The sequence below is a fragment of the Mucilaginibacter sp. UYNi724 genome, from assembly GCF_054057495.1.
In genome coordinates, this window is the sequence record NZ_JBSRZI010000003.1 from 116047 (window position 1) to 137417 (window position 21371).

At 42.1% G+C, this 21371-nt stretch carries 22 protein-coding genes; 8 read left to right on the plus strand and 14 right to left on the minus strand.

Going from position 1 to position 21371, the window contains the following annotated elements:
- The first annotated feature begins 41 nt into the window (after positions 1 to 41).
- Complete coding sequence (locus ACVW0P_RS05795) at positions 42 to 332, plus strand: hypothetical protein (protein WP_457131245.1); 291 nt, start codon at positions 42 to 44, stop codon at positions 330 to 332.
- 91 nt (positions 333 to 423) lie between these two features.
- Here the strand turns inward: ACVW0P_RS05795 and accD are convergent, their stop codons facing one another.
- Positions 424 to 1305 (minus strand): acetyl-CoA carboxylase, carboxyltransferase subunit beta, encoded by an 882-nt coding sequence (gene accD, locus ACVW0P_RS05800; protein ID WP_457131501.1) that lies wholly within the window; start codon positions 1303 to 1305, stop codon positions 424 to 426.
- Between the two features lie 255 nt (positions 1306 to 1560).
- Between accD and fbaA the strand changes: the two genes are divergently transcribed.
- The 3 genes from fbaA (at position 1561) to ACVW0P_RS05815 (ending at position 3617) form a co-directional block, all read left to right on the plus strand.
- Positions 1561 to 2640 carry a class II fructose-bisphosphate aldolase gene (fbaA, locus tag ACVW0P_RS05805; protein ID WP_457131246.1) on the plus strand — a complete coding sequence of 360 codons (1080 nt, stop codon included), beginning with the start codon at positions 1561 to 1563 and terminating at the stop codon, positions 2638 to 2640.
- An 82-nt stretch (positions 2641 to 2722) separates the two neighbouring features.
- Positions 2723 to 3223: a low affinity iron permease family protein gene (locus ACVW0P_RS05810; RefSeq protein WP_457131247.1), complete on the plus strand. Its 501-nt coding sequence runs from the start codon at positions 2723 to 2725 to the stop codon at positions 3221 to 3223.
- A complete protein-coding gene (locus ACVW0P_RS05815) occupies positions 3189 to 3617 on the plus strand; it encodes a GNAT family N-acetyltransferase (protein WP_457131248.1) in 429 nt (142 codons plus the stop codon). The genes ACVW0P_RS05810 and ACVW0P_RS05815 overlap by 35 nt, the downstream gene beginning before the upstream one ends.
- A 90-nt stretch (positions 3618 to 3707) precedes the next feature.
- Here ACVW0P_RS05815 and ACVW0P_RS05820 read toward each other — a convergent pair whose 3' ends face one another.
- The 7 genes from ACVW0P_RS05820 to ACVW0P_RS05850 form a co-directional block, all read right to left on the minus strand.
- Positions 3708 to 4565, minus strand: a complete 858-nt coding sequence (locus ACVW0P_RS05820) for a hydroxymethylglutaryl-CoA lyase (RefSeq protein WP_457131249.1) — start codon at positions 4563 to 4565, stop codon at positions 3708 to 3710.
- Between the two features lie 3 nt (positions 4566 to 4568).
- Positions 4569 to 5882 carry an NAD(P)/FAD-dependent oxidoreductase gene (locus ACVW0P_RS05825; protein WP_457131250.1) on the minus strand — a complete coding sequence of 438 codons (1314 nt, stop codon included), beginning with the start codon at positions 5880 to 5882 and terminating at the stop codon, positions 4569 to 4571.
- 95 nt (positions 5883 to 5977) lie between these two features.
- Complete coding sequence (secDF, locus tag ACVW0P_RS05830; protein ID WP_457131251.1) at positions 5978 to 8965, minus strand: protein translocase subunit SecDF; 2988 nt, start codon at positions 8963 to 8965, stop codon at positions 5978 to 5980.
- Positions 8966 to 9079: 114 nt separating this feature from the next.
- On the minus strand, positions 9080 to 9562 hold the full coding sequence (locus ACVW0P_RS05835) for a dihydrofolate reductase (protein ID WP_457131252.1): 483 nt from the start codon (positions 9560 to 9562) through the stop codon (positions 9080 to 9082).
- The gene (locus ACVW0P_RS05840; RefSeq protein ID WP_457131253.1) at positions 9559 to 9939 is read right to left on the minus strand and encodes a type II toxin-antitoxin system death-on-curing family toxin; all 381 of its coding nucleotides are present in this window, start codon (positions 9937 to 9939) and stop codon (positions 9559 to 9561) included. Before ACVW0P_RS05840 ends, ACVW0P_RS05835 begins: the two co-directional genes overlap by 4 nt.
- Positions 9936 to 10136 carry a hypothetical protein gene (locus tag ACVW0P_RS05845; RefSeq protein ID WP_354429501.1) on the minus strand — a complete coding sequence of 67 codons (201 nt, stop codon included), beginning with the start codon at positions 10134 to 10136 and terminating at the stop codon, positions 9936 to 9938. Before ACVW0P_RS05845 ends, ACVW0P_RS05840 begins: the two co-directional genes overlap by 4 nt.
- Before the next feature lie 25 nt (positions 10137 to 10161).
- The gene (locus ACVW0P_RS05850; RefSeq protein ID WP_457131254.1) at positions 10162 to 10983 is read right to left on the minus strand and encodes a thymidylate synthase; all 822 of its coding nucleotides are present in this window, start codon (positions 10981 to 10983) and stop codon (positions 10162 to 10164) included.
- 202 nt (positions 10984 to 11185) lie between these two features.
- On the opposite strand from ACVW0P_RS05850, the gene ispE reads away from it, so the two are divergent.
- Positions 11186 to 11989 carry a 4-(cytidine 5'-diphospho)-2-C-methyl-D-erythritol kinase gene (gene ispE, locus ACVW0P_RS05855; RefSeq protein ID WP_457131255.1) on the plus strand — a complete coding sequence of 268 codons (804 nt, stop codon included), beginning with the start codon at positions 11186 to 11188 and terminating at the stop codon, positions 11987 to 11989.
- A 51-nt stretch (positions 11990 to 12040) separates the two neighbouring features.
- On the opposite strand, the gene ACVW0P_RS05860 is transcribed toward ispE, so the two are convergent.
- The 4 genes from ACVW0P_RS05860 to tgt all read right to left on the minus strand — a co-directional run bounded on the left by ACVW0P_RS05860 (position 12041) and on the right by tgt (position 16317).
- Positions 12041 to 12325 (minus strand): hypothetical protein, encoded by a 285-nt coding sequence (locus tag ACVW0P_RS05860; RefSeq protein ID WP_354429506.1) that lies wholly within the window; start codon positions 12323 to 12325, stop codon positions 12041 to 12043.
- Positions 12326 to 13147: 822 nt separating this feature from the next.
- Positions 13148 to 14071, minus strand: coding sequence for a DMT family transporter (locus ACVW0P_RS05865; protein WP_457131256.1), 924 nt, complete (start codon positions 14069 to 14071; stop codon positions 13148 to 13150).
- A complete protein-coding gene (locus ACVW0P_RS05870; RefSeq protein ID WP_354429510.1) occupies positions 14071 to 15186 on the minus strand; it encodes an LptF/LptG family permease in 1116 nt (371 codons plus the stop codon). Before ACVW0P_RS05870 ends, ACVW0P_RS05865 begins: the two co-directional genes overlap by 1 nt.
- The gene (tgt, locus tag ACVW0P_RS05875; protein ID WP_457131257.1) at positions 15187 to 16317 is read right to left on the minus strand and encodes a tRNA guanosine(34) transglycosylase Tgt; all 1131 of its coding nucleotides are present in this window, start codon (positions 16315 to 16317) and stop codon (positions 15187 to 15189) included. It abuts the gene before it with no gap.
- Positions 16318 to 16614: 297 nt separating this feature from the next.
- Between tgt and ACVW0P_RS05880 the strand changes: the two genes are divergently transcribed.
- From ACVW0P_RS05880 to rsmG, 3 genes are read left to right on the plus strand one after another with little or no spacing between them, the layout of a single operon-like run.
- Positions 16615 to 17640, plus strand: a complete 1026-nt coding sequence (locus tag ACVW0P_RS05880; protein ID WP_457131258.1) for a glycosyltransferase — start codon at positions 16615 to 16617, stop codon at positions 17638 to 17640.
- Positions 17631 to 18236 carry an RNA polymerase sigma factor gene (locus ACVW0P_RS05885; protein ID WP_354429516.1) on the plus strand — a complete coding sequence of 202 codons (606 nt, stop codon included), beginning with the start codon at positions 17631 to 17633 and terminating at the stop codon, positions 18234 to 18236. The genes ACVW0P_RS05880 and ACVW0P_RS05885 overlap by 10 nt, the downstream gene beginning before the upstream one ends.
- On the plus strand, positions 18226 to 18852 hold the full coding sequence (rsmG, locus tag ACVW0P_RS05890; protein WP_457131259.1) for a 16S rRNA (guanine(527)-N(7))-methyltransferase RsmG: 627 nt from the start codon (positions 18226 to 18228) through the stop codon (positions 18850 to 18852). The genes ACVW0P_RS05885 and rsmG overlap by 11 nt, the downstream gene beginning before the upstream one ends.
- Here the strand turns inward: rsmG and ACVW0P_RS05895 are convergent.
- A complete protein-coding gene (locus ACVW0P_RS05895) occupies positions 18833 to 20869 on the minus strand; it encodes a M56 family metallopeptidase (RefSeq protein ID WP_457131260.1) in 2037 nt (678 codons plus the stop codon). The two genes, rsmG and ACVW0P_RS05895, sit on opposite strands and share 20 nt — an antisense overlap.
- Positions 20866 to 21243, minus strand: a complete 378-nt coding sequence (locus ACVW0P_RS05900; RefSeq protein ID WP_457131261.1) for a BlaI/MecI/CopY family transcriptional regulator — start codon at positions 21241 to 21243, stop codon at positions 20866 to 20868. Before ACVW0P_RS05900 ends, ACVW0P_RS05895 begins: the two co-directional genes overlap by 4 nt.
- Positions 21244 to 21371: the final 128 nt, after the last annotated feature.

Sequence of the window (21371 nt, forward strand, 5' to 3'; positions counted from 1 at the left end):
GTTTTTGATCGTTTATTACTTAACAATTAAAAACTAATAATATGGAAATCAACGAAACAAACCCGGAATATACTCCGGACCACAACCCGAACGAAACTCCTGAAGAGCAACAGTCTAACAACGAAGGCACAGGATATCGCCAACAAAATGAGCAGGAGCAGCAGCAGGAAGGTGCCGATACATCATTTAGCGAACAAAATGATGTAACACCGCCTGATCAGCACGAATTCCCATCAACGGGTACGGCTACAAAAACTGACTTTACCAGTCGTGACCAGGGCCGCACAACAGGCCGTATGGTAGGCCACGAACCGGGTACTGAAGGTATATAAGTTACATCCCTGCCCTTTAACGGAGAATAGAACTCAATAAAAAAGGCCATTCGTAAAACTAACGAATGGCCTTTTTTCATAGATATATTTCTTAAGCCTCAGCCTCAGTTTTTTCTTCTTTTGAAGGTGAAGGTGCAAGCATTTTTAAGAATGATGCCAGTTTCTCTTTCATTTCCCTGCGATCAACAATAAAATCAAGGAAACCGTGCTCCTGTACAAACTCTGCCGTTTGGAAACCTTTAGGCAGGTCCTTTTTAATAGTTTCTTTAATAACTCTTGGGCCGGCAAAGCCAATCAATGAACCCGGCTCGGCAATATTAATGTCGCCCAACATAGCATATGATGCGGTAACACCACCTGTGGTAGGGTCGGTTAATAACGATATGTAAGGTATTTTAGCCTGGCTCAATAATGCAAGCTTAGCCGATGTTTTAGCCATTTGCATTAACGAGAATGCAGCTTCCATCATACGTGCACCGCCCGATTTTGAGATCATCAGGAAAGGAACTTTGTTGGCGATGCTATAATCTATAGAACGTGCGATCTTTTCGCCCACTACAGATCCCATTGAACCACCTATGAAATTAAAATCCATACAGGCAATCATTAACTCCTGCCCGTTCATTTTGCCATGCGCAGCGCGGATAGCATCTGTTAACCCGGTTTTGTTTTTGGTCTCCTTTAACCTGTCGGTATATTGTTTGGTATCTGTAAAGTTTAGGGGGTCGCCAGAATGCAGGTTGGTAAACAGCTCAGTAAACTGGTTGTCATCAAACAAAATAGAAAAATATTCTTTTGAACCAATGCGTAAATGGAAACCACAGTAGTGGCAAACGTATTGGTTTTCAACCTGTTCAGAGTAGTGTAAAGGTTTTTTACAGTTGGGGCATTTATTCCAGATGCCATCAGGGGCTTCCTTCTTTTCCTCAGTAGTCGTAATTATCCCTTTAATTTCTCGCTTAAACCACGCCATGTCTATTTCTAAGTCTTTCAAGTACTGCAAAGAAACAAAAAATATCACAACAAGTTTGTAAATGTTAACAGAAGTTAAAGTTGTTGTAGGTGTATTTTTGGAGTAGCTAAGTGTAAAAATAACACCCTATATATTGCAGCAGGCAGGTTTTATGCACATTTATTGGCATTTAGCTAAGCATAATTGGCTAAAACTTTAATAATGATATAGGTAAAACCCATAATTTTTATAACTTCGAACCCCAAACATACGCTCATGGATTTAAAAAATATTAAAGGTGTTCTGCATGGTGACCAAGTGCAGGAACTATTTGAAGCAGCTAAAAAACATAAGTTTGCTTTACCGGCCGTTAACGTTATCGGCACAAACACTATTAACGCGGTAATGGAAACAGCTGCGGCTGTTAATTCACCTGTTATTATCCAGCTATCAAATGGTGGTGCCCAGTTTTACGCTGGTAAATCATTAGATAACTCAAAATTACAGGCCTGCATTTTAGGCGGTGTATCTGCTGCCAAGCACGTGCATTTATTAGCCGAGCACTACGGTGTCGCGGTGATTTTGCATACCGACCACGCCGCTAAAAAATTATTGCCGTGGATAGATGGTTTGTTAGAGCATGGCGAGAAATTTTTTGCTGAAACAGGCCAACCGTTGTTCTCATCGCATATGCTTGACCTTTCTGAAGAGCCTATTGAAGAAAATATCGAAATATCTGCTAAATACTTAGAGCGCATGGCCAAAATGGGCATGACCGTTGAGATCGAACTGGGTGTAACCGGCGGAGAAGAAGATGGCGTTGACAACTCTGATGTTGATAGCTCACGTTTATATACCCAACCAGAAGAGGTTGCTTACGCTTACGAAGAACTATCTAAAGTTAGCCACCGCTTTACCATTGCTGCTGCATTCGGTAACGTGCATGGTGTTTACAAGCCGGGTAACGTTAAATTACAACCGGTTATCTTACACAACTCGCAAGAGTTTTTGAAAGAGAAACATAACCTTACTGCCGAGAAACCAATCAACTTTGTATTCCACGGTGGTTCGGGCTCAAGCCAGGAAGAAATTCGCGAAGCGATATCTTATGGCGCTATTAAAATGAACATCGATACCGATATGCAGTTTGCATTTTGGGAAGGTATAAGGGATTACTACCAGGCCAAAGAAGGTTATTTGCAAGCACAGATTGGCAGTCCTGACGGCGATGATTCTCCAAACAAAAAATATTACGACCCTCGTGTTTGGTTACGCAAAGCAGAAGAAACTTTTGTAAAAAGGTTAACCGAAGCTTTCGGCGATCTTAACTGTATCGACGTTAATAGCAAACTATAGTAGTTTAAAACCACCTGAATAAAAAACCGCCCATGTTATAAACATTGGCGGTTTTTTTAGGTTGTAATGTAAATTAAATGCAATGGCTAAAGGGAAAAAAAATTTATTTGAGAGGTTTTCTAATTGGGCAACAGCTGCAACGGGCAGTTCGGCAGCGTTTTTAATTGCCATTAGTACTATTATAGTTTGGCTGGTCACCGGGCCGGTTTTTAAATACTCGGATACCTGGCAGCTTATCATCAATACAGGCACAACCATTATCACCTTTTTGATGGTGTTCCTGATTCAAAAATCGCAGAATAAAGATTCTAAAGCCGTACATCTTAAGCTGAACGAGCTGCTTGCATCGCACCAGGGTGCCAGCAACCGCATGGTTGATATTGAAGACCTTACCGAAAAGGAACTTGACCAGTTGCATAAATTTTATGTTCAATTATCAGACCTTGCCGAGAAAGAGGATGATCTTACCTGCACCCACTCGATAGATGCTGCCGAAGAGAACCACGAATCTAAATTATCCGGCTACCGTACAAAACCACATTACCAACATGCCGTCAAAAATAGAAGTAAGGCAAATAACTAATCCTACCGACATGCAAAAGGCCTTCGCCATAAGAAACGAAGTGTTCGTTTTAGGACAGAACTGCCCTGCCGACCTTGAACGCGCTAACGAAGAAGAATCGCACCATTTTTTAGTTACGGTTGATGACATACCTGCCGGTGCATCGCGGTGGCGCAAAACTGCCGATGGTTATAAACTTGAACGTTTTGCAGTCTTGTCAAAGTTTCGCGGCTTTGGCGTTGGGCAAGCCCTTGTGAAAGCCGTACTGGCTCATCTGCCTGCCGATGCAGACTATGTTTACCTTAATTCGCAAACACCTGCCATAAGCCTATATGAGCGCTTTGGCTTTAAGAAAACAGGCCCTGAGTTTGAAGAAGCGGGGATGATGCATTATAAGATGGTTTTAACCCGATAAAATCAGGAAGCAAGAAAACATTGCTCATGCGTCATTGCCACGTCGCTATTGCGCCTCGCAATGCACGCGCGTAAGAAAAGTGAATTAAGCTCACCCGAAAACCTTTCCAGAATAATCCATCGCTTCGCTTAATTTGTCAAGATCAAGCCCTAAGTCGAGGTTTTGATGCAAGAGGTACGCTATTAGGTTTTCGGTGGCGATGTTGCCTGTAAGGTCATCCGCGGCCATCGGGCAGCCACCATATCCTTTTAGCGCTACATCAAACTTTTTACAGCCCACTTCATAGGCCGCTGCTACCTTCTCTTGCCAGGTATTGGGTGTGGAATGCAGGTGTACGCCAAACTCTGTAATTTCAGACATTTGGGTTAGGGCAGGGTATAACGTGGTTATCTGTTCGGGTGTGGATGCGCCGATGGTGTCCGATAGCGCGATATAGCCAATGCCTTCATCAATCATTTTTTGCGCCCAATGCTGCACAATTTCGGTGTTCCATTCATCCCCGTAAGGATTACCAAAACCCATAGACAGGTAAATCAACAAACTTTTATTGTTTGCACCACATAGTTCGTTAATGCGCTTCACAGTATCAAACGCTTGTTCAATGGTAGTATTGGTATTACGTAACTGAAACGTTTCTGAGATGGAGAACGGGTACCCGAGGTAATGGATCTCCGGGTGAATCACCGCATCTTCCGCGCCACGGTAATTAGCTATAATCGCTAATAGTTTCGATGTAGTATTATCTAAATTGAGCTTGCTCAAAACTTCGGCTGTATCTCGCAATTGGGGGATAGCCTTTGGCGATACAAAACTGCCAAAATCAATGGTATCAAAACCCACTTGTAATAGCAGGTTTATATAGGTGGCTTTTACATCTGTCGGCACAAAATTATGCAGTCCCTGCAAGGCGTCGCGTGGGCATTCGGTAATTTTTATATGGTCGGCCATTGATTAATCGGGTTTAGAAACCTGCTCGTCTTTTTGTACAAGCTCTTCGCGTTTAAAGTTACGGATTATCAGCCTGCTGCCACCATTGTAGGTAACGTAGCTGGCAATCCAGTTAATAAAAACAATAACACGGTTACGGCCACCCATAAGCGATATCAAGTGTACAAACATCCATATCAACCAGGCAAAAAAGCCCTGGAATTTTAGTTTTCCCAGATCCGCAATGGCCTTGTTACGGCCAATGGTTGCTAACGATCCTTTATCGTTATACTTGAATGGTACAGTTTGTTCGCCCTTTATCAAACGGTATATGTTTTTACCTGTCGCTTCGCCCATTTGTATGGCAACCTGTGCTACCCCAGGGTGCCCTTTTGGGGTTTCTTCGGTAATCATAGCAGCAACATCACCAATAGCGAAGATATTGTTGCTGCCTGCAACGCGGCAAATGGTATCGGTTTTAATTTTGTTGCCTTTTTCTATGGCGTCTTTAGAAACGCCTTCTGGTACAACTCCCATAACACCCGCCGACCAGATCACATTTTTAGTAAGGATGCTCTTACCACCCTCAAATTTTATCTCGTCGCCATTATAGCTGTCCACTTTTACATTTAATAAAAGTTCTACACCCATTTTATGCAAGAAATCTTCCGCAGCTTTTGAACCTTCATCACTGAACGGACCTAATACCTTCGGAAGGAAATCTACAAGATAAACCTTCATTTCCTCTTTGGCAAGTTCGGGGTAGTCTTTGTTAAGCACATGATTGCGCAACTCGGCTAACGCGCCTGCAAGCTCTACGCCGGTAGGGCCTGCACCAACCAGCACGAAGGACAGGAATGGCGCGCGTTCTTCTTTAGACGGCTTTAAAATGGCCTCCTCCAAGTTTTGCAGCACCATATAGCGCAGGTTCAATGCCTCGGGTATAGATTTCATGGGCATAGCAAAATGCGCTATCTCTTCATTACCGAAAAAGTTGGTAGTTGAACCTGTGGCCACAACTAAATAATCATACGCTATATCGCCTATGGATGTTGCGACGATATTACGTTCGGTATAGATCTTATTAACTTCGGCATGGCGAAAACGCAAGTTTTTTTGACCCTCAAAATTTTTACGTAATGAGAACGCAATGGACTCCGCCTCCAGGCTCCCCGTTGCTACCTGATATAACAGCGGCTGAAATGTATGGTAATTGTGTTTATCTATCAGGACAATTTCTACAGGCTTATCTGCAAGTTGCTTAGCTACCTGTATGCCGCCAAAGCCGCCGCCTATAATGACTACCGTTGGAAATTTTGATTGACCAGTAGGGTTCATGAGAGTATGTTTTGTGTTTACGCCAAGTGGCTATAGTTGTAAACAAAAAAGGCTCCAAATGTTCTTTGGAGCCTTTGATTTTTATGTTGAAATGACTATTTCAGGTCTTTCTTTCCAAAGTCGATGATAACCGGTGAGGCTACACATATCGAAGAATAAGTACCAAAAATAACACCAATTAGCAACGCGAACGAGAAGCCTTTGATAACATCGCCACCAAATATGAACAATATCACCAATATCAATATCACTGTAAATGCAGTAATAATGGTACGGCTTAAGGTATTGTTAATAGCGTGATTGATTACTTCTTTCGGATCGGTATTTTTCTCGTTCAATAAGAACTCGCGGATACGGTCAAATACTACCACGGTATCGTTAATTGAATAACCAATAACGGTAAGCAATGCCGCGATAAACGCCTGGTCGATATCTAAAGAGAACGGAAGTACGTCTTTAAATAACGAGAAGAACGAAAGTACCAGCAATGAATCGTGCGCGGTAGCGATCATCGCACCAAGGCTAAACTGCCATTTACGGAACCTGATCAATATATAAGCAGAGATTACGATGATAGCTAAAATGATGGTCCACTTAGCAGAAGCCTTAATTTCGTTTGCTATAGTAGCCTCCACTTTTTGGTGGCTTAATATCTGGCTTTTCTCAATTTTGGTAGCCGGGTTAGCAGCTAAAGCTTTAATAAGGGCATCTTCTACTTTATCATCCGCAGTTGCAGAGTTATCATTGATAAGGTAGTTGGTGTTGATACTCATTTTATTATCAGTACCGTAAGTTTTAACCTCGGCGCCATGGCCAATAACACCATCGATAGATTCGTGGATCTGCTCGGTAGTAACCGGGCGGTCAAACTTGATGACGTACGTGTGGCCACCACCAAAATCTACACCATAGTTAAAACCACGAGTTGCCATTGATATTAAACCAGCGACGATAAATATACCAGAGAAGATATAGAATTTGTAACGGTTTTTAACAAACGCATAGTTGGCGTTTTTGAAAGTATGTGAGCTCCATGGGCGTGAGAAGGTGATGTCCCAGCCTTTTTCTAACATAAATTCAAAAATCAACCTCGAGATCAATAAAGAACAGAACAAGGTTGTTATAATACCTATCATCAATGTAGTTGCAAAACCCTGTATAGGGCCGCTGCCAAATAAGAACAAGATAACACCTGTTAAAAATGTACTGATGTTGGCATCCAAAATAGACGGTAAAGCATGTTTAAAACCATCTGCAACCGCTATACGAATAGATTTGCCTAAACCAAGCTCTTCGCGCACGCGCTCGTAAACCAATACGTTAGCATCAACTGCAACACCTAATATCAGGATTATGCCGGCTATACCAGGCAGTGTTAACACCGCACGGATACTTACCAGTACACCAATCAGGAAAAATACGTTAATCAATACCGCTATTACAGCTACCGTACCTGCACGTTTGTAGTAAGCTATCATAAAGATAAGGATAACCACTAAACCAAGTACACATGATAGTAAACCTGCGTTGATCGCCTCCTGGCCTAATGATGGGCCTACAACTTCCTCGCCAATGATACGGGCAGGTGCCGGTAAGCGGCCTGCTTTAAGGATGTTGGCTAAATCTTTTGTATCTTCTTGTGTAAAGTTACCACCGGATATTGATGATACACCACCGGAGATTTCATTTTGAACGTTAGGGGCAGAGTACACGTTATCATCTAACACGATAGCGATAGCCCTTTTTTGTGCTGACGCCGCAGCTTCGGCAGTAACGGTTTTCCATTTTTGGGCACCCTGGGCGTTCATATACATGGTAACCTCAAAGCCGCCCTTTTGCTGATCTACATCGGCACGTGCATCGTTTATTACATCACCTGATAATACCGGGCCATTTTCGGCACCCGCCAGTTTAATAGCATATAGTTCAAATACCTTTGTGTTTTTTATAGGTTTTACACCCCAAAGGAATTTCATGTTTTGCGGAATAACAGATTTCATATCTGCACTGTGCAGGTATGTGTTAACCTTAGCGGTGTCTTTAACTGCAGAGTAACCTACTACAGGGCCTTGGCTTAATTGCTGCTGTCCATCCTGGCCCTGAACAGTAACCGGCGACATTACCGCGAACAGCGGGTTTTGCGCGGCAATTTGTGTTTTATTCAAACCTGCAGAATCTTTACCGGTAGCAGCATTTTTTAATTTGCTTAGTAACGAAGCGGCAGAATCTTTTGCAGTTGTTGGTTTGGAAGTACCTGCAAGTTTTGCTTTAGTAGTGTCTGCTTTTACAGTGTCTTTTTTAGGGGCCGCAGTTTTTGCTTTAGCAGCTAATAAGCCATTAATGTTGTTTAACAGGCCGTAAACCTCGGTGTTATCATAAGTTTGATAAAACTCCAATTTAGCAGTTCCTGACAAAAGCTTGCGCACACGCTCAGGCTCCTTAACACCCGGTAACTCAATTAAGATCCGGTTGGTACTTTTTTGCAGTTGGATGTTCGGTTGGGTAACACCAAACTGATCTATACGGGTATGTAATACCGTGTAAGATTGTTGTACCGCTGTAGATGCCTGGTCTTTCAGGTAAGTCTCAACTTCGCTGTTTGATGAATTGAATTTTAATTTATCCTGGTTGTTGCTATTTGCAAATATGGCGGCAAGTTTACTGTTTGGTGCCAATTTCTCATACTCGTCAACAAAAAGGGTAATATAATCTTTTTGCTCGGTTACGCTGCGGGTTTGCGCGTTTGTTAAAGCTTGGTTAAAGGCAACATCGGCATTGTTGTTTGATAACGAAGTCACCAGCTCGCGTAACGAAATTTGCATCGTAACGTTCATACCGCCTTTTAAATCGAGGCCCAGGGCAAGTTCCCTGTCTACACAATACTGGTAAGTATGGCCAAAAACCGGGTAAACCGGTAGTGTTGAAACAGAATCGAGATAGGCTTTTTCCTTATCAGGATTGCCTTTAGAATACGCTTTGGCATCATTCTCAACTTTGTGGGCCACCCATGTAAATGAAAGCTGGTATAAACATACCACAGCCAGCAGAATGGCGAAAAATTTAATAACCCCTTTACCTTGCATCGCGAATTAAATATGTAATTAATTAGTTTATAAGCTTTTTAAATAAGACGGCAAATCTAATAAAATTTCACAAGCCTGAAATTTTTAATTGAAACAAAATAATCTGAGTTTTTGTTATCGCCGGTTTAGTGTAATAAATGAATAGGGAAGCGGGTTTTTCTCATCCGGCTCGTTGTATTCCCGGCTTGCTTCGTCCCATTTCAAGTAGTCAATTTCGGGGAAAAAGGTATCAGCATCAAATTCTTTATGGATGATGGTAAGGTAAATACGGTCGGTTTTATCCATCGCCTGGCGGTAGATCTCGGCACCTCCACCAATAAATACCTCGTCCTCTTGCGCGCAAAGGCTCAGGCCCTCTTCAATGGATTTTACAACCTCGCAGCCGGGGATTTGAATATCCTGCCTGGTCACCACTATATTGCGGCGGTTTGGCAGCGGTTTACCAACCGACTCGTAAGTTTTGCGCCCCATAATAATGGTGCGCCCTGATGTAATCTCTTTAAAATGTTTCAGGTCCTTCGGCATATGCCAAAGTAACTGATTGTTTTTGCCAATGGCGTAGTTTTGGGCTATGGCTACTATGATTGAAATGGTCATTGGGTTTTAATTGAATGCCGAGTGATCCAATCTTTAATTTGATCGAAGTTTATTTGGCCCATACTCGCGGCTATGGCCATGTTATATTTTTCTTTTTGCGATGCCACCATGGATATGTTTTCTTCCCGCAGAGTAACGCGAAGCAATAGGTAAGCTATACGCTTATTGCCATCCATAAAAGGGTGATTGATAATAAGACTTTCAAATATAGCAGCAGCCTTTTCAATGGCTGTTGGATAAAGTTCTTGCTGGTCAAACGTCATGTAGGGCCTGGCTATTGCAGCCTCTAAACCAGCAATGTCCCTAAATCCCTTACTTCCGCCAAATTGATCAATTAAACCGTTATGATATTTTTCGACTTCCTGTAAATCAATCATTGTGCAAGCTTCCTGAATACTTCTTCGTCCTCAGCAATTATTTCTTTAACATATTCGGCGCGCTTTGCTTTCTCTGCAATTTTAGTGTTCACGTCTTGTATATAACCTAAAACTTCTTGCAGCAAATTTTCAGGGGCACTCTCTGGGATTTGCCCAATAGCTTTCTGGATCTCTTCTTTTAATTCTGCAGTACTCATAACATCAAATTTACAAATTTACAACTTAAACCGCAACAACCCCTTTAATATGCGGGTGCGGGTCATAGTTCTCCAGGGTGAAATCTTCAAACTTAAAATCGAAGATGCTTTTTACATCGGGGTTTATTTTCATGGTTGGCAATGGCCTTGGGTCGCGGCTTAGTTGCAGCGCGGCTTGCTCCAGGTGATTATTGTAAATGTGCGCGTCGCCAAAGGTGTGGATAAAGTCGCCGTAGTTAAGGTCGCATACCTGTGCCATCATCATGGTGAGCAATGCGTATGACGCGATGTTGAAGGGAACGCCTAAAAATATATCGGCACTACGCTGGTAAAGCTGGCAGGATAGTTTGCCCCTTGTTTCGCCTTTTGATGCATCAGCAGGTTGTACGTAAAACTGAAACAAGCTGTGGCAGGGTGGAAGGGCCATTTGGTTTACATCGGCCACGTTCCACGCCGATACCATCATGCGGCGCGAATCCGGGTTGTTTTTAATTTGGTTTACCACCTGGGTTATCTGGTCTATGTGGCCGCCATCTGGTGTTGGCCAGCTGCGCCATTGGTAACCGTACACCGGGCCAAGGTTGCCGCTCTCGTCTGCCCAATCGTCCCAAATGCGTACGCCGTTATCTTTCAGGTACTGGATATTGGTATCGCCGGTTAAAAACCAGATCAGTTCATGGATGATAGATTTTAGGTGTAGCTTCTTTGTTGTCACCATCGGGAAACCATCTTGTAAATTAAAACGCATTTGGTAGCCAAAAACGCTAAGAGTGCCTGTACCTGTGCGGTCATGCTTTTGCGCTCCGTTCTCCATCACATGCTGCATCAGGTCGAGGTACTGTTTCATTTTAGGATAATTATTGATTTCGTGAATTGTTGAATTAGTGATTTCCGATCTTTTGGACGAAACCAACAATCCATAACTATTATTTAGTTGGCATTAAGAAACCAATCTCCCATTCACTTTATAAAACACTACAAATAAAAATAATCTATTTTTGGTATCCTACTGATGTGTATAAATACATGCGGTGTTAATTGAATTTTTGATGATAGCATTTCCCAACGCCAAAATAAATATAGGCCTTAACATTATTGCCCGCCGCCCCGATGGTTACCACGACCTGGAAACCGTTTTTTACCCCATCAAAATTAATGATGTGCTGGAAGTGGTAGAGGCTGATAAACTGAGTTTCGAATTATCTGGTTTAGACATTCCCGGGACGATGGAAGACAACCTTTGTATCAAAGGTTACCATTTGTTAAAAAAAGACCACGACCTGCCGCCGGTAAAAATTTTTCTGGAGAAGAATATCCCGATAGGTGCGGGACTTGGAGGAGGATCTGCCGATGCGGGGTTTTTCATTAAATTGATGAGCGATAAATTTGGCCTTGGGCTAAGCGATGACCGCATGGAAGAATACGCACGGATGCTTGGTGCCGACTGCGCTTTCTTCATCCGCAACAAACCGGTATTCGCGTTTGAGAAGGGAGATGAGTTCGAACCTATCAATCTCGACTTGTCCGCCTACAAAATTGTATTGGTGATGCCCGATGAGCACGTATCTACCGCAGAAGCCTACAGAGGCGTAAAACCTGCCGCGGTTCGCGATTCGTTATACGACCAGGTAAAAACGCCCCTTACAGCATGGAGAGGGCAGATTAAGAATGACTTTGAGGCCCATATCTTCCGCGATCATCCCGTTATACGTGGCGTAAAAGCAGAACTGTACGAGCATGGCGCCATATACGCCAGTATGAGCGGGAGCGGGGCGTCAGTTTTTGGTATTTTTGAGACATTGCCAGACCTTGGGAATATGAAAGAAAACTACCAGGTTTTTGAAAATGTGTAACAAGGCATGGGGTGTACAGCTATCTCAAATCTTAGGTCTTAAAACTCCTATCTAATCTTTGCTGATATATTCCCGGTCTTCGTCACTTAGTGTAGTTTTATCTTCATCGGCGTGTAGCTCATCGTAGTGCTCGCTGATGTTGTATTTCTTGTTTTTTGGGCGGCCCACCAATACGCCTAAAATAAACGCTGCAACCGCGATGGCCGTCATTACCGGCACCTTAGACATATAGGTAGTAGAGAATAGAATTGTGAACTTTACCTCATCAGTGTTTTGCATAATGATGATGGTTAGCAACACCACAATTACAAGCGCGATAATATTTTTAATGCTCATTTTTTCTCCCCCTGGTTTTAGTTTCTACAAGATGCGATTTTAAAACGTGTTTTTAAAATGTTGGATCTCGAGCGACATTAAACACCGGATAAATATTTGAACCGTAGGAGGTGGCCGGGCTCGCGAAAAATCAACTCTTCAATATTCTAACATGCAGATGCCCGCCTTGATTTGGCCACCAAATTTCATCAATTTTTATGGCACGATAATCGCGTTATGTCAATCGATTGTGCGTTAATTTTTAAGCCTGAAATTTCGCTCGAAAATCAAATTGGTATACAAGATCTGCACTTGTACCAGTTTCTATAAAATCTCACATCCGGACTTCGGTACACTTTCTTCCTGAAAATTGACTGTTTTAACAAATTAAGTTTATACTTTATTTAACTTGATATAAATACCTCATTTATAATCCACTAAGCGGTGTATTTAACTTCGAAAAAGGCAATTGCTATTATTTTTAGTATTTGCTTATTTTTTAAATTTGATATGCGTTAATTAATAATTTATATGTACTTAATAAATATTTGATTTTCAAGTATATATATAATTACTATAATTTTTATATTCAAATGTTTTTGTAAAAATATACCACTCTTCCGTGCTGTTTGTAAATAAAAACTGTAATCAATTTCAATACACTATTTGATTTTAAAAAATGCGTCAGTTTCCCTCGGATTTGTTGTGGCGGGAAGATGTATCGCTAAAATATAAGATGGCTTAGAATGGCTTAAAATGCCTTAGATATTGAAGTTTACTTTGCCCCTACCCTGGAGATTTGAGGTGAATTACGGGCGTAATTAGTTAGAGCAAAACGGCAGATTAACGGTTACGGCGCTTAGCTACTTGCTTCTGGGCGACAGGAAAAAGGAAGACTGTAGAAAGGATAATAGCAGAGCCTACCCAAAAACCAGCGGACATTTTATTCATCTCGCCAAAGAAAAGGAACGACATAATGATGCCATATACAGGCTCCAGGTTGGTAACAAGTGCTACCTTAAAGGCCGAAATTTCGCGCATTACCGATACGCCCGCAACATAGGCAAGCGCTGTACATACGGTGCCAAGGATAACAAGGTAACCAATATCAGATAGGTTTGGTAAGGCAAATTCAATGAGCCCACCTGTTACAAAAAGGTAAATAGTGATCCATAAAAGGGCGCCGCTTAGCTCATAAAAAGCAATCACAGGGGCTTCCAGTTTCTTTACAAAACGGCTGTTGATGATGGAAAACAGGCTTGCAAGAATAGCGCTAATTAGGCCTGCTATAATACCCTTAGTGTATTTAGATTCGAATTTAAAGATCAAAACAATGCCGGTAATAATTAAAATTCCGGCTATGATCTCCATTTTTGAGATGCGTGTTTTGTTGATCAGTGGCTCAAAAATAGCGGTAAAAAGTGTAATGGAAGACAAGCAAACCAAGGCCACCGGGATGGTGGAAAGTTTGATAGAAGCGAAAAATAGGATCCAATGGCCGCCCACTAAAGCGCCAGTAAAAGCCAATTTTAGTATCGTTTTAGCCTCTATTTTGAACGCGGTTTTGCTGAATTTGAAGTATAGAAACAACGATACTGCGGCAATTAGCACCCGGTACCAAACTAAATTTACCGCAGATATGGTGATAGCCTGGCCCAATATGCCGGTAAATCCCCAGATAAAAACGGTAAAATGGAGTATTAAAAGGTTTTTATTTAGTCCCGGAATCACCTTTTTTCGCCCCAAATTAGCCCCTGTTTCGGTCATTATTTGGGTGCTTTAATGATAAGGATGTAGGCTAATGTACCAAAAATGAGGCTAGGTGTAAGCACTGCTATGAGGGGTGGGAAGCCTCCTTTTATGGCAAAAACCAACGCGAATTTGTTAACTACAATGTAGGTAAAACAGATGAAAATACCAATCCCCAGGGGTAGGCCAACACCCCCGCGCACCTTTCTGGAAGAGATGGCAACGCCAATACAGGTGAGTACAAAGGTGGATAAGGGCTCTACAAACCGCCTGTATTTTTCAAATTGCATGTCAACAATTACGCCAGTGCTGCGAGTCTTTTCTTTCTCTATTCCCTGGTTCAACACTGCTAAACTCATAGTGCCGTAAATGTTGCTTATCACATTATCATGGGCTTCAAAGTCAATTGGACGCATGTCTAAGGCGGTATCTATAGGGGGTAAATTTGTTTTTAAAGTTTCTTTTAAACCGTTTACATAACGTATAGTTGCCATATTCAGCGTCCACTTATTTTTAAGCGAATCGTACTTTACACTGGTTGCTGTCAACTTCTCTTTTAGCTCATCGCCATCAAATTTTTCGAGCGTAAAATTGTACCCTGTTTTTAAGTTTGGGTCGTAAGTTTGGAGGTAAACAAAGGTGCGTTTATCCAATTGTATGTGCACTTCGCTCTTGGAAGGGTCGTCGTTTTTAAAGAAATGCGAACTCTCAAAAGATACTTTTAGCTTGTTTGTATAAGGTAAAACGTAGATATTTAAGAGCAGAGAAATAACAAATATCAATGATGCCGATATGATATAGGGCCTTGTAAAACGATAAAAACTGGCCTTGCTGGTTAAGATGGGCACAATTTCGGTTTGGTTGGCCATCTTCGCCGTGAAGAAAATTACAGCTAAAAAGTTGATGAGCGGTGATAGCAGCATCATATAAAACGGGATAAACCCGGCGTAATAAACAAATATCACATCATGTATGGTAGTAGCATCACCCAAAAAATTGTCCAAGTGTTCAGAAACATCAAACACTACCGATATCACCAAAAAAATACCCAGCGTAAACACAAATGTGCCCAGATATTTCCTCATGATAAAGGAATCGATAATGGTTAAATACTTATCTAAAAAGCGTTTCATTTATAATCTTTGGCCTAAACGGGTTACCATAACTTTCTTCCAGTCGTAAAACTCACCGCTGATGATTTTATTGCGTGCTTCCTGAACTAACCAGATGTAAAAGTGCAAGTTATGCAAAGTTGCTATCTGCGCCCCCAACATTTCGCCGCTATGGATCAGGTGGCGCAAGTAAGCTTTGCTGTAGCAGGTATCGGCATAAAGGTCGCTATCGGCCTCAATGGCGCTAAAATCGTTCTTCCACTTTTCGTTACGCATGTTCATGACGCCATTTTTGGTGAACAACATGCCGTTGCGTGCGTTACGGGTAGGCATAACACAATCAAACATATCAATGCCTAAGGCTATGTTTTCCAGCAGGTTAATTGGCGTGCCTACACCCATCAGGTAACGCGGTTTATGTTCGGGCAGTATATTACACACTACCTCTGTCATGGCGTACATCTCTTCGGCCGGTTCGCCTACGCTAAGGCCACCAATGGCATTACCTTCGCGTTCAAAAGAAGCGATAACCTCGGCAGAACGGATGCGCAGATCCTTATAAACAGATCCCTGTACAATAGGGAACAGCGTTTGATCGTACCCGTATTTAGGTTGGGTAGCATCAAAACGGTCGCAACAGCGCTTAAGCCAGCGGTGCGTCATCTCTATAGATCGTTTTGCGTAATTATAATCGCAGGGGTAAGGCGTACATTCATCAAAAGCCATAATGATATCGGCACCAATAGTGCGCTGGATATCCATCACATTCTCGGCCGTAAACAGATGTTTAGACCCATCTACATGCGAACGAAAGGTTACGCCCTCTTCCTTTATCTTACGTACCTCGGTAAGCGAATATACCTGGTAGCCTCCGCTATCCGTTAAAATAGGGGCTTCCCAGCCGTTAAATTTGTGTAGGCCGCCGGCCTGTTCAATCGTGTTTAACCCCGGCCGTAAGTATAGGTGGTAGGTGTTCCCTAAGATGATCTGTGCCTTAATATCGTCTTTCAACTCGCGCTGGTGGACTGCTTTTACCGTGCCGGCTGTGCCAACAGGCATAAAAATAGGCGTTTGTATAACCCCGTGGTCTGTAGTAACCTCGCCCGCGCGGGCCTTAGAAAGAGGATCGTGTGCTGTTAAATTAAATTTCATTTATCGGCACAAAATTAACAAAAGCTACCTTATTGTTGTAACCTTTAAAGGTAGCAAAGTGGTAATGTTTGTTGCTGATAGCTAAATGTTTTGCACATTTTGATGAAGTAATACCTTTAATATAAAATATGTTAACATTTCAGCTTTAAAACATGACAACATTACAACCTTTTTTAACAACTTTGCACCTTATTATTAAGGGGTTTGGAAGGTTATATACAAGAGGCATTATTTGTTTTATTTCAGTTATGTTTTATTGTACAGCTGTATTACCTCATTAGTAATCACAGCAAGCTAATGCGCTACACCCCGCAGGATAAAATGCCTGCCCCGGGTGTGGCAATTTCTGTTATTATCAGCGCCCGTAATGAGGCACGCAACCTTATACAAAACTTACCTTATATACTACAGCAAAATTACCCCGATTACGAGGTAGTTGTAATAAACGATTGCTCGAGCGATAACTCTCACGAGGTTTTGCAGGATATCCAGCGCGAGTTTGCGCACCTTAAGGTGGTGACCATTACCGAGCATGTACGCTTCAAAACCGGAAAAAAATTCGCGTTAACCCTGGGCATTAAAGCTGCTAAACACGAGCACCTTTTATTTACCGATGCCGATTGCAAGCCCGCTACTTTAAACTGGATAACCCGCATGGCGGCTAAATTCATCGGCGATACGCAGATCATTTTAGGCTACTCGCCATATACCCATACCGGTAATTTGTTAAACCCGTTCGTCAGGTTCGAGACGTTGAAAACCGCGCTCAATTATCTGTCGGCAGCGCTAAATGGTAACGCTTATATGGGCATTGGCCGTAACCTGGCCTATACCAAAACATTATTTTTTGGGGCGAAGGGTTTTGCGGCGCACATGCACGTAATATCCGGTGATGACGACCTTTTTGTAAACCAAAACTCAACAGCAACAAATACCGTAATTGAGATACACCCCGATACTTTTACTTATACCGATGCCAAAACAACTTTGGGCAGCTGGTTTAGGCAAAAGAAAAGGCACATGGGTGTTGGTAAACTGTATAAAAATAACCACAGGCGCATGCTTAGTTTTGATGCGGTAAGCGGCTTTTTATTTTACGTTTTATTTATATTGTGCCTGGTGTTTAAGTTTGAACCGCTATTAGCCATTGGCGTAGTGGTTTTTAGGTTAGCACTACAGCTAATTATTTACCGCAAGGTATTTAAACGGTTGGCTTGCGGTGATCTGGTATGGTCATTGCCTTTTGTTGATATGATATATTATATATATTTAAACGTGTTTGGATTGATAGGTACCTTTATTAAAACCACCAGATGGAAATAAATAAAAATTTCACCGAGAATGCGAAGAACGATTTTCACCTGGTTGTAAAGGCAAGGGAGGGAAGCCAAAAAGCTTATGCCGACCTGATGCACCGCTATAAAGATTCTATTTACTTTATGGTGCTGAAGATGGTGAACAATAAGGAAGATGCCAACGACCTTACCGTAGAAACCTTTGCCAAAGCCTTTGAAAAGCTGGAAAAATATCAGCCCGAGTATGCCTTTAGTACCTGGCTTTTCCGCGTGGCTACCAATAATTGTATCGATTTTATCCGTAAGAAAAAACTGAATACGCAGTCGATACATGGGATGCTTGATGAGGATGGTGACGAAAAGCCGCTGCAAATAAAATCGGATATACTAAACCCCGAGGAGTTTTCCATCAAAAAACAGCAAACCGAAGAACTTAAATTACTGATAGAGAGTTTACCCATCCGTTATCGTAACCTGATAACATTGCGTTACTTCGACGAGTTGTCGTACGAGGAGATAGCGCAACAGCTCGACTTGCCTTTGGGCACCGTTAAGGCACAATTGTTTAGGGCGAGATACCTGTTAGGTAACATCATTAACCGACATAATAAGGATGACATCTGATATCCTGCTTAAATACTTCCCCGAAATAACAGCCGGGCAACAAGCACAGTTTGCTCAGTTAAAAGAGCTTTACAGTCTTTGGAACAGCCAGATAAACGTGATATCCCGTAAGGATATCGACTTGCTTTACGAACGCCACGTGCTACACTCGTTAGGCATTGCTAAGGTGATGACCTTTTTACCCGGCGAAAACGTGTTAGATGTTGGTACCGGCGGTGGTTTCCCCGGCATTCCACTGGCTATTATGTTCCCCGAAACTAATTTCCATTTGGTTGATTCTATCGGCAAAAAAATAAAGGTAGTTAACGAAGTTGCCGCTGCTTTGGGGTTGCAGAACGTTAAGGGCACCCATGCCCGTGCTGAAGAGATTAAGGAGCAGTTTGATTTTGTTGTGTCGCGCGCGGTTACGCAGCTAAAAGATTTTTACCCCTGGGTAAAGGGCAAATTCAACAAAAGATCTAACAATAAATTAGCTAACGGAATCCTGTATTTAAAGGGTGGCGACCTTACACAAGAAATTGCCGAAGCGGGTTTAGCCGTTCAGCAATATCATCTCAAAGACTACTTTGAGGAGGAGTTTTTTGAAACCAAGGAGGTTATTTACGTGAAGGGGTAGAGTAGTCGTTAAGCCCAACAATTAATACCACTCCTGCATAATTAACTTTTTCTTCAATTTTTTGATCAACCAGCCCTGCTGAATGAAACCCGTCTTTGCCGGCAATATTAAAACTGCCGGAAATTAAATATTCTCCCGGCGAGATGTTTATTTGGCCTTTAAACGAGTTTAAGGCAGCCGTCATCTGTTCGTCACAACCACCTCCTATGCTTTTTACAAGCTTAATGCCATTGATCTTGTGATTACTGTTTACTTTGTAAGACACGATAACATTACCTACAGTATTATTTTCTCTCGCTTTTTTAGGATAAACCAATGCGTTTAACAGGTGATTGGAAAGACTGTCATAAGCCCAATCATTCAAGTTTAAATATGAACGTATTTGTACACGATTGCCAGGGATTAATTTCTCAACTGCCGGCACTGTTGACGTTGGGACCGGCCTTACCAGACTTGTAGCATTCCTGTTAACAACCGGGGTATCTATCACTATAGAAACAGCTGGCGGGGATTTTACGCCTTTTAGCTTTTTGTTTTCGATCGGCGGCGGTGGCGGCGGAAGTTTTATTTGATCTTTTACATTAGGGCGCGCCGGCAGCGGGAGCTTTACCTGGTCCTTTACTTTAGGGGGAGCTGGCGGTGGCGGCATACGGTTTTGTTTTGGCGGTGCAGGAGGCGGTGGCGGGCGTTTCCCGGTATCAGCCAGTTCTTTGGGGCGCTCAATAATGGCAAGGTTGTAGCCGCGTGCTTTTAACTCTTTTTTATCATTATCAGATAGTGTGTTTACGGTATAGGTGTGTTTAAAATTTGTTTTGGCATCCTCAACCATTACGATATCTGATGTGCCTTTGGTGCCATCGGGTGCTGTTAATTGCAGGGTGTGTGTCGCGCTATCGGTTCTTACAATGCGCTCGATGATAAACCCACCGTTTTTCAACGCCTCTGCTTGCTTTTCAGGAGTAAGATTAGCGGGGGTATAAGTAGTTTTTTCACCTGTTTTTTCATCAGTGTGCACCATCTTGTCTGATATTACAGTGATGCCACTTCGTTTTTCAGTTACTTTTAAAGTGTATTTAGCACTATCGATAGCTGGTTTTATAGCCTTTGCTTTCCTCGGAGCCAGTTCAATAAAGCCATAATCTTTACTAAACACCAGTGTTGATGCGCACAGCATGCCCGCGCAAAGCGGGACGGCTGCCAAGTACTTTAGCCTTGCTAACTTACCCGATCGATTTTTGTTTAACATAATGATCCTCTTTTTTAATAGGTTATAATTGAAAAATGAATGCGCTATAGAATTTCCCTGTATGCCGTAGGCGTTGTTCAATAAAAAAGAAGAGTAGGCGAGGGTGTCCTGCTCGTGGGCAGCGGTTTGCTCGTCGGCTATGTATTCATGAATGGTTTTAAGGCTGCGCTGTATCAGGTAGATAAAGGGGTTAAACCAGTTAAAAATTTTTACTATCTCCAGGAAAATTATATCTGCCGAGTGCTTTTGGCGGATGTGCACCAATTCGTGCGCTATAACGGTTTCGGGTTGTGGCACATTGCTGCCAATGAACAGGTAGTTAAAAAAAGAGAAGGCGGTGTTTTTATCTTTAAGTTTAACCAACTTATATTGGTTTGTATCTAACGCCTGGTTTTTACGGGTAAGGATGTACAACTTACGCAGGCGGAAAATCAGCACCAAAAGTGCAAGGGCCACACCTGCAACGTATAAATTAATTACTACATCATCAAAGGTGATTTTAGACGCAGGCGCGGCGGCTGTAGGGGCGTTTATTACAGGGTGGATAACTGAGCCTGTAAATGTTGGTTCCTCTATCAACGGCGCTATAATTTCGGCGGGTTTAAGGATGCTGAGTTGGGTAACGGGCAGCACAAAGGCTACTACGCAACTAAAAATCAAGTAAACGCGACTTAAAGTATAATGCGTATCGCGAATCAGAAACAGGCAATAGCACAAATAAAATACGCCCAGGTATATATTTGCCTCGATAAGGTAATGCAACCAGCTCATTTTTTTTGAGATTTAAGTTTGTTAATCAGTTCGGTAAGTTCATCCAGTTCTTTCAAGCCAAGGTCTTTTTCATCGGCGATGAACGATACCAGGCTCTTATAGGAATTATCAAAGTAGTTGCTCATCAGCTTATCAAACGTAAACTTCTTGTAGTCGTCCTCACTAATGAGGGGGAAGTACACGTGCGAGTTGCCATAGGCTTTATGGTCGATGAATCCTTTACCTTCCAACACTCTAACTACAGTTGATACCGTGTTATAGGCGGGTTTGGGCTCAGGGATCTTCTCGATAATATCTTTTACTATCCCTTCTTTTAATTGCCACAGTATCTGCATGATCTGTTCTTCGGCTTTGGTAAGTTCTTTAAGTTTCATAGCAAACTATTTTTGTAGTTGAATAAAGGTATAACTATTTCTATAGTTTGCAAACTATTTTTGTAGTTTCTATAGATTATTTTTTATAAAATATATTGTTACCTATAAATGCTAATTATTTTAGGAAA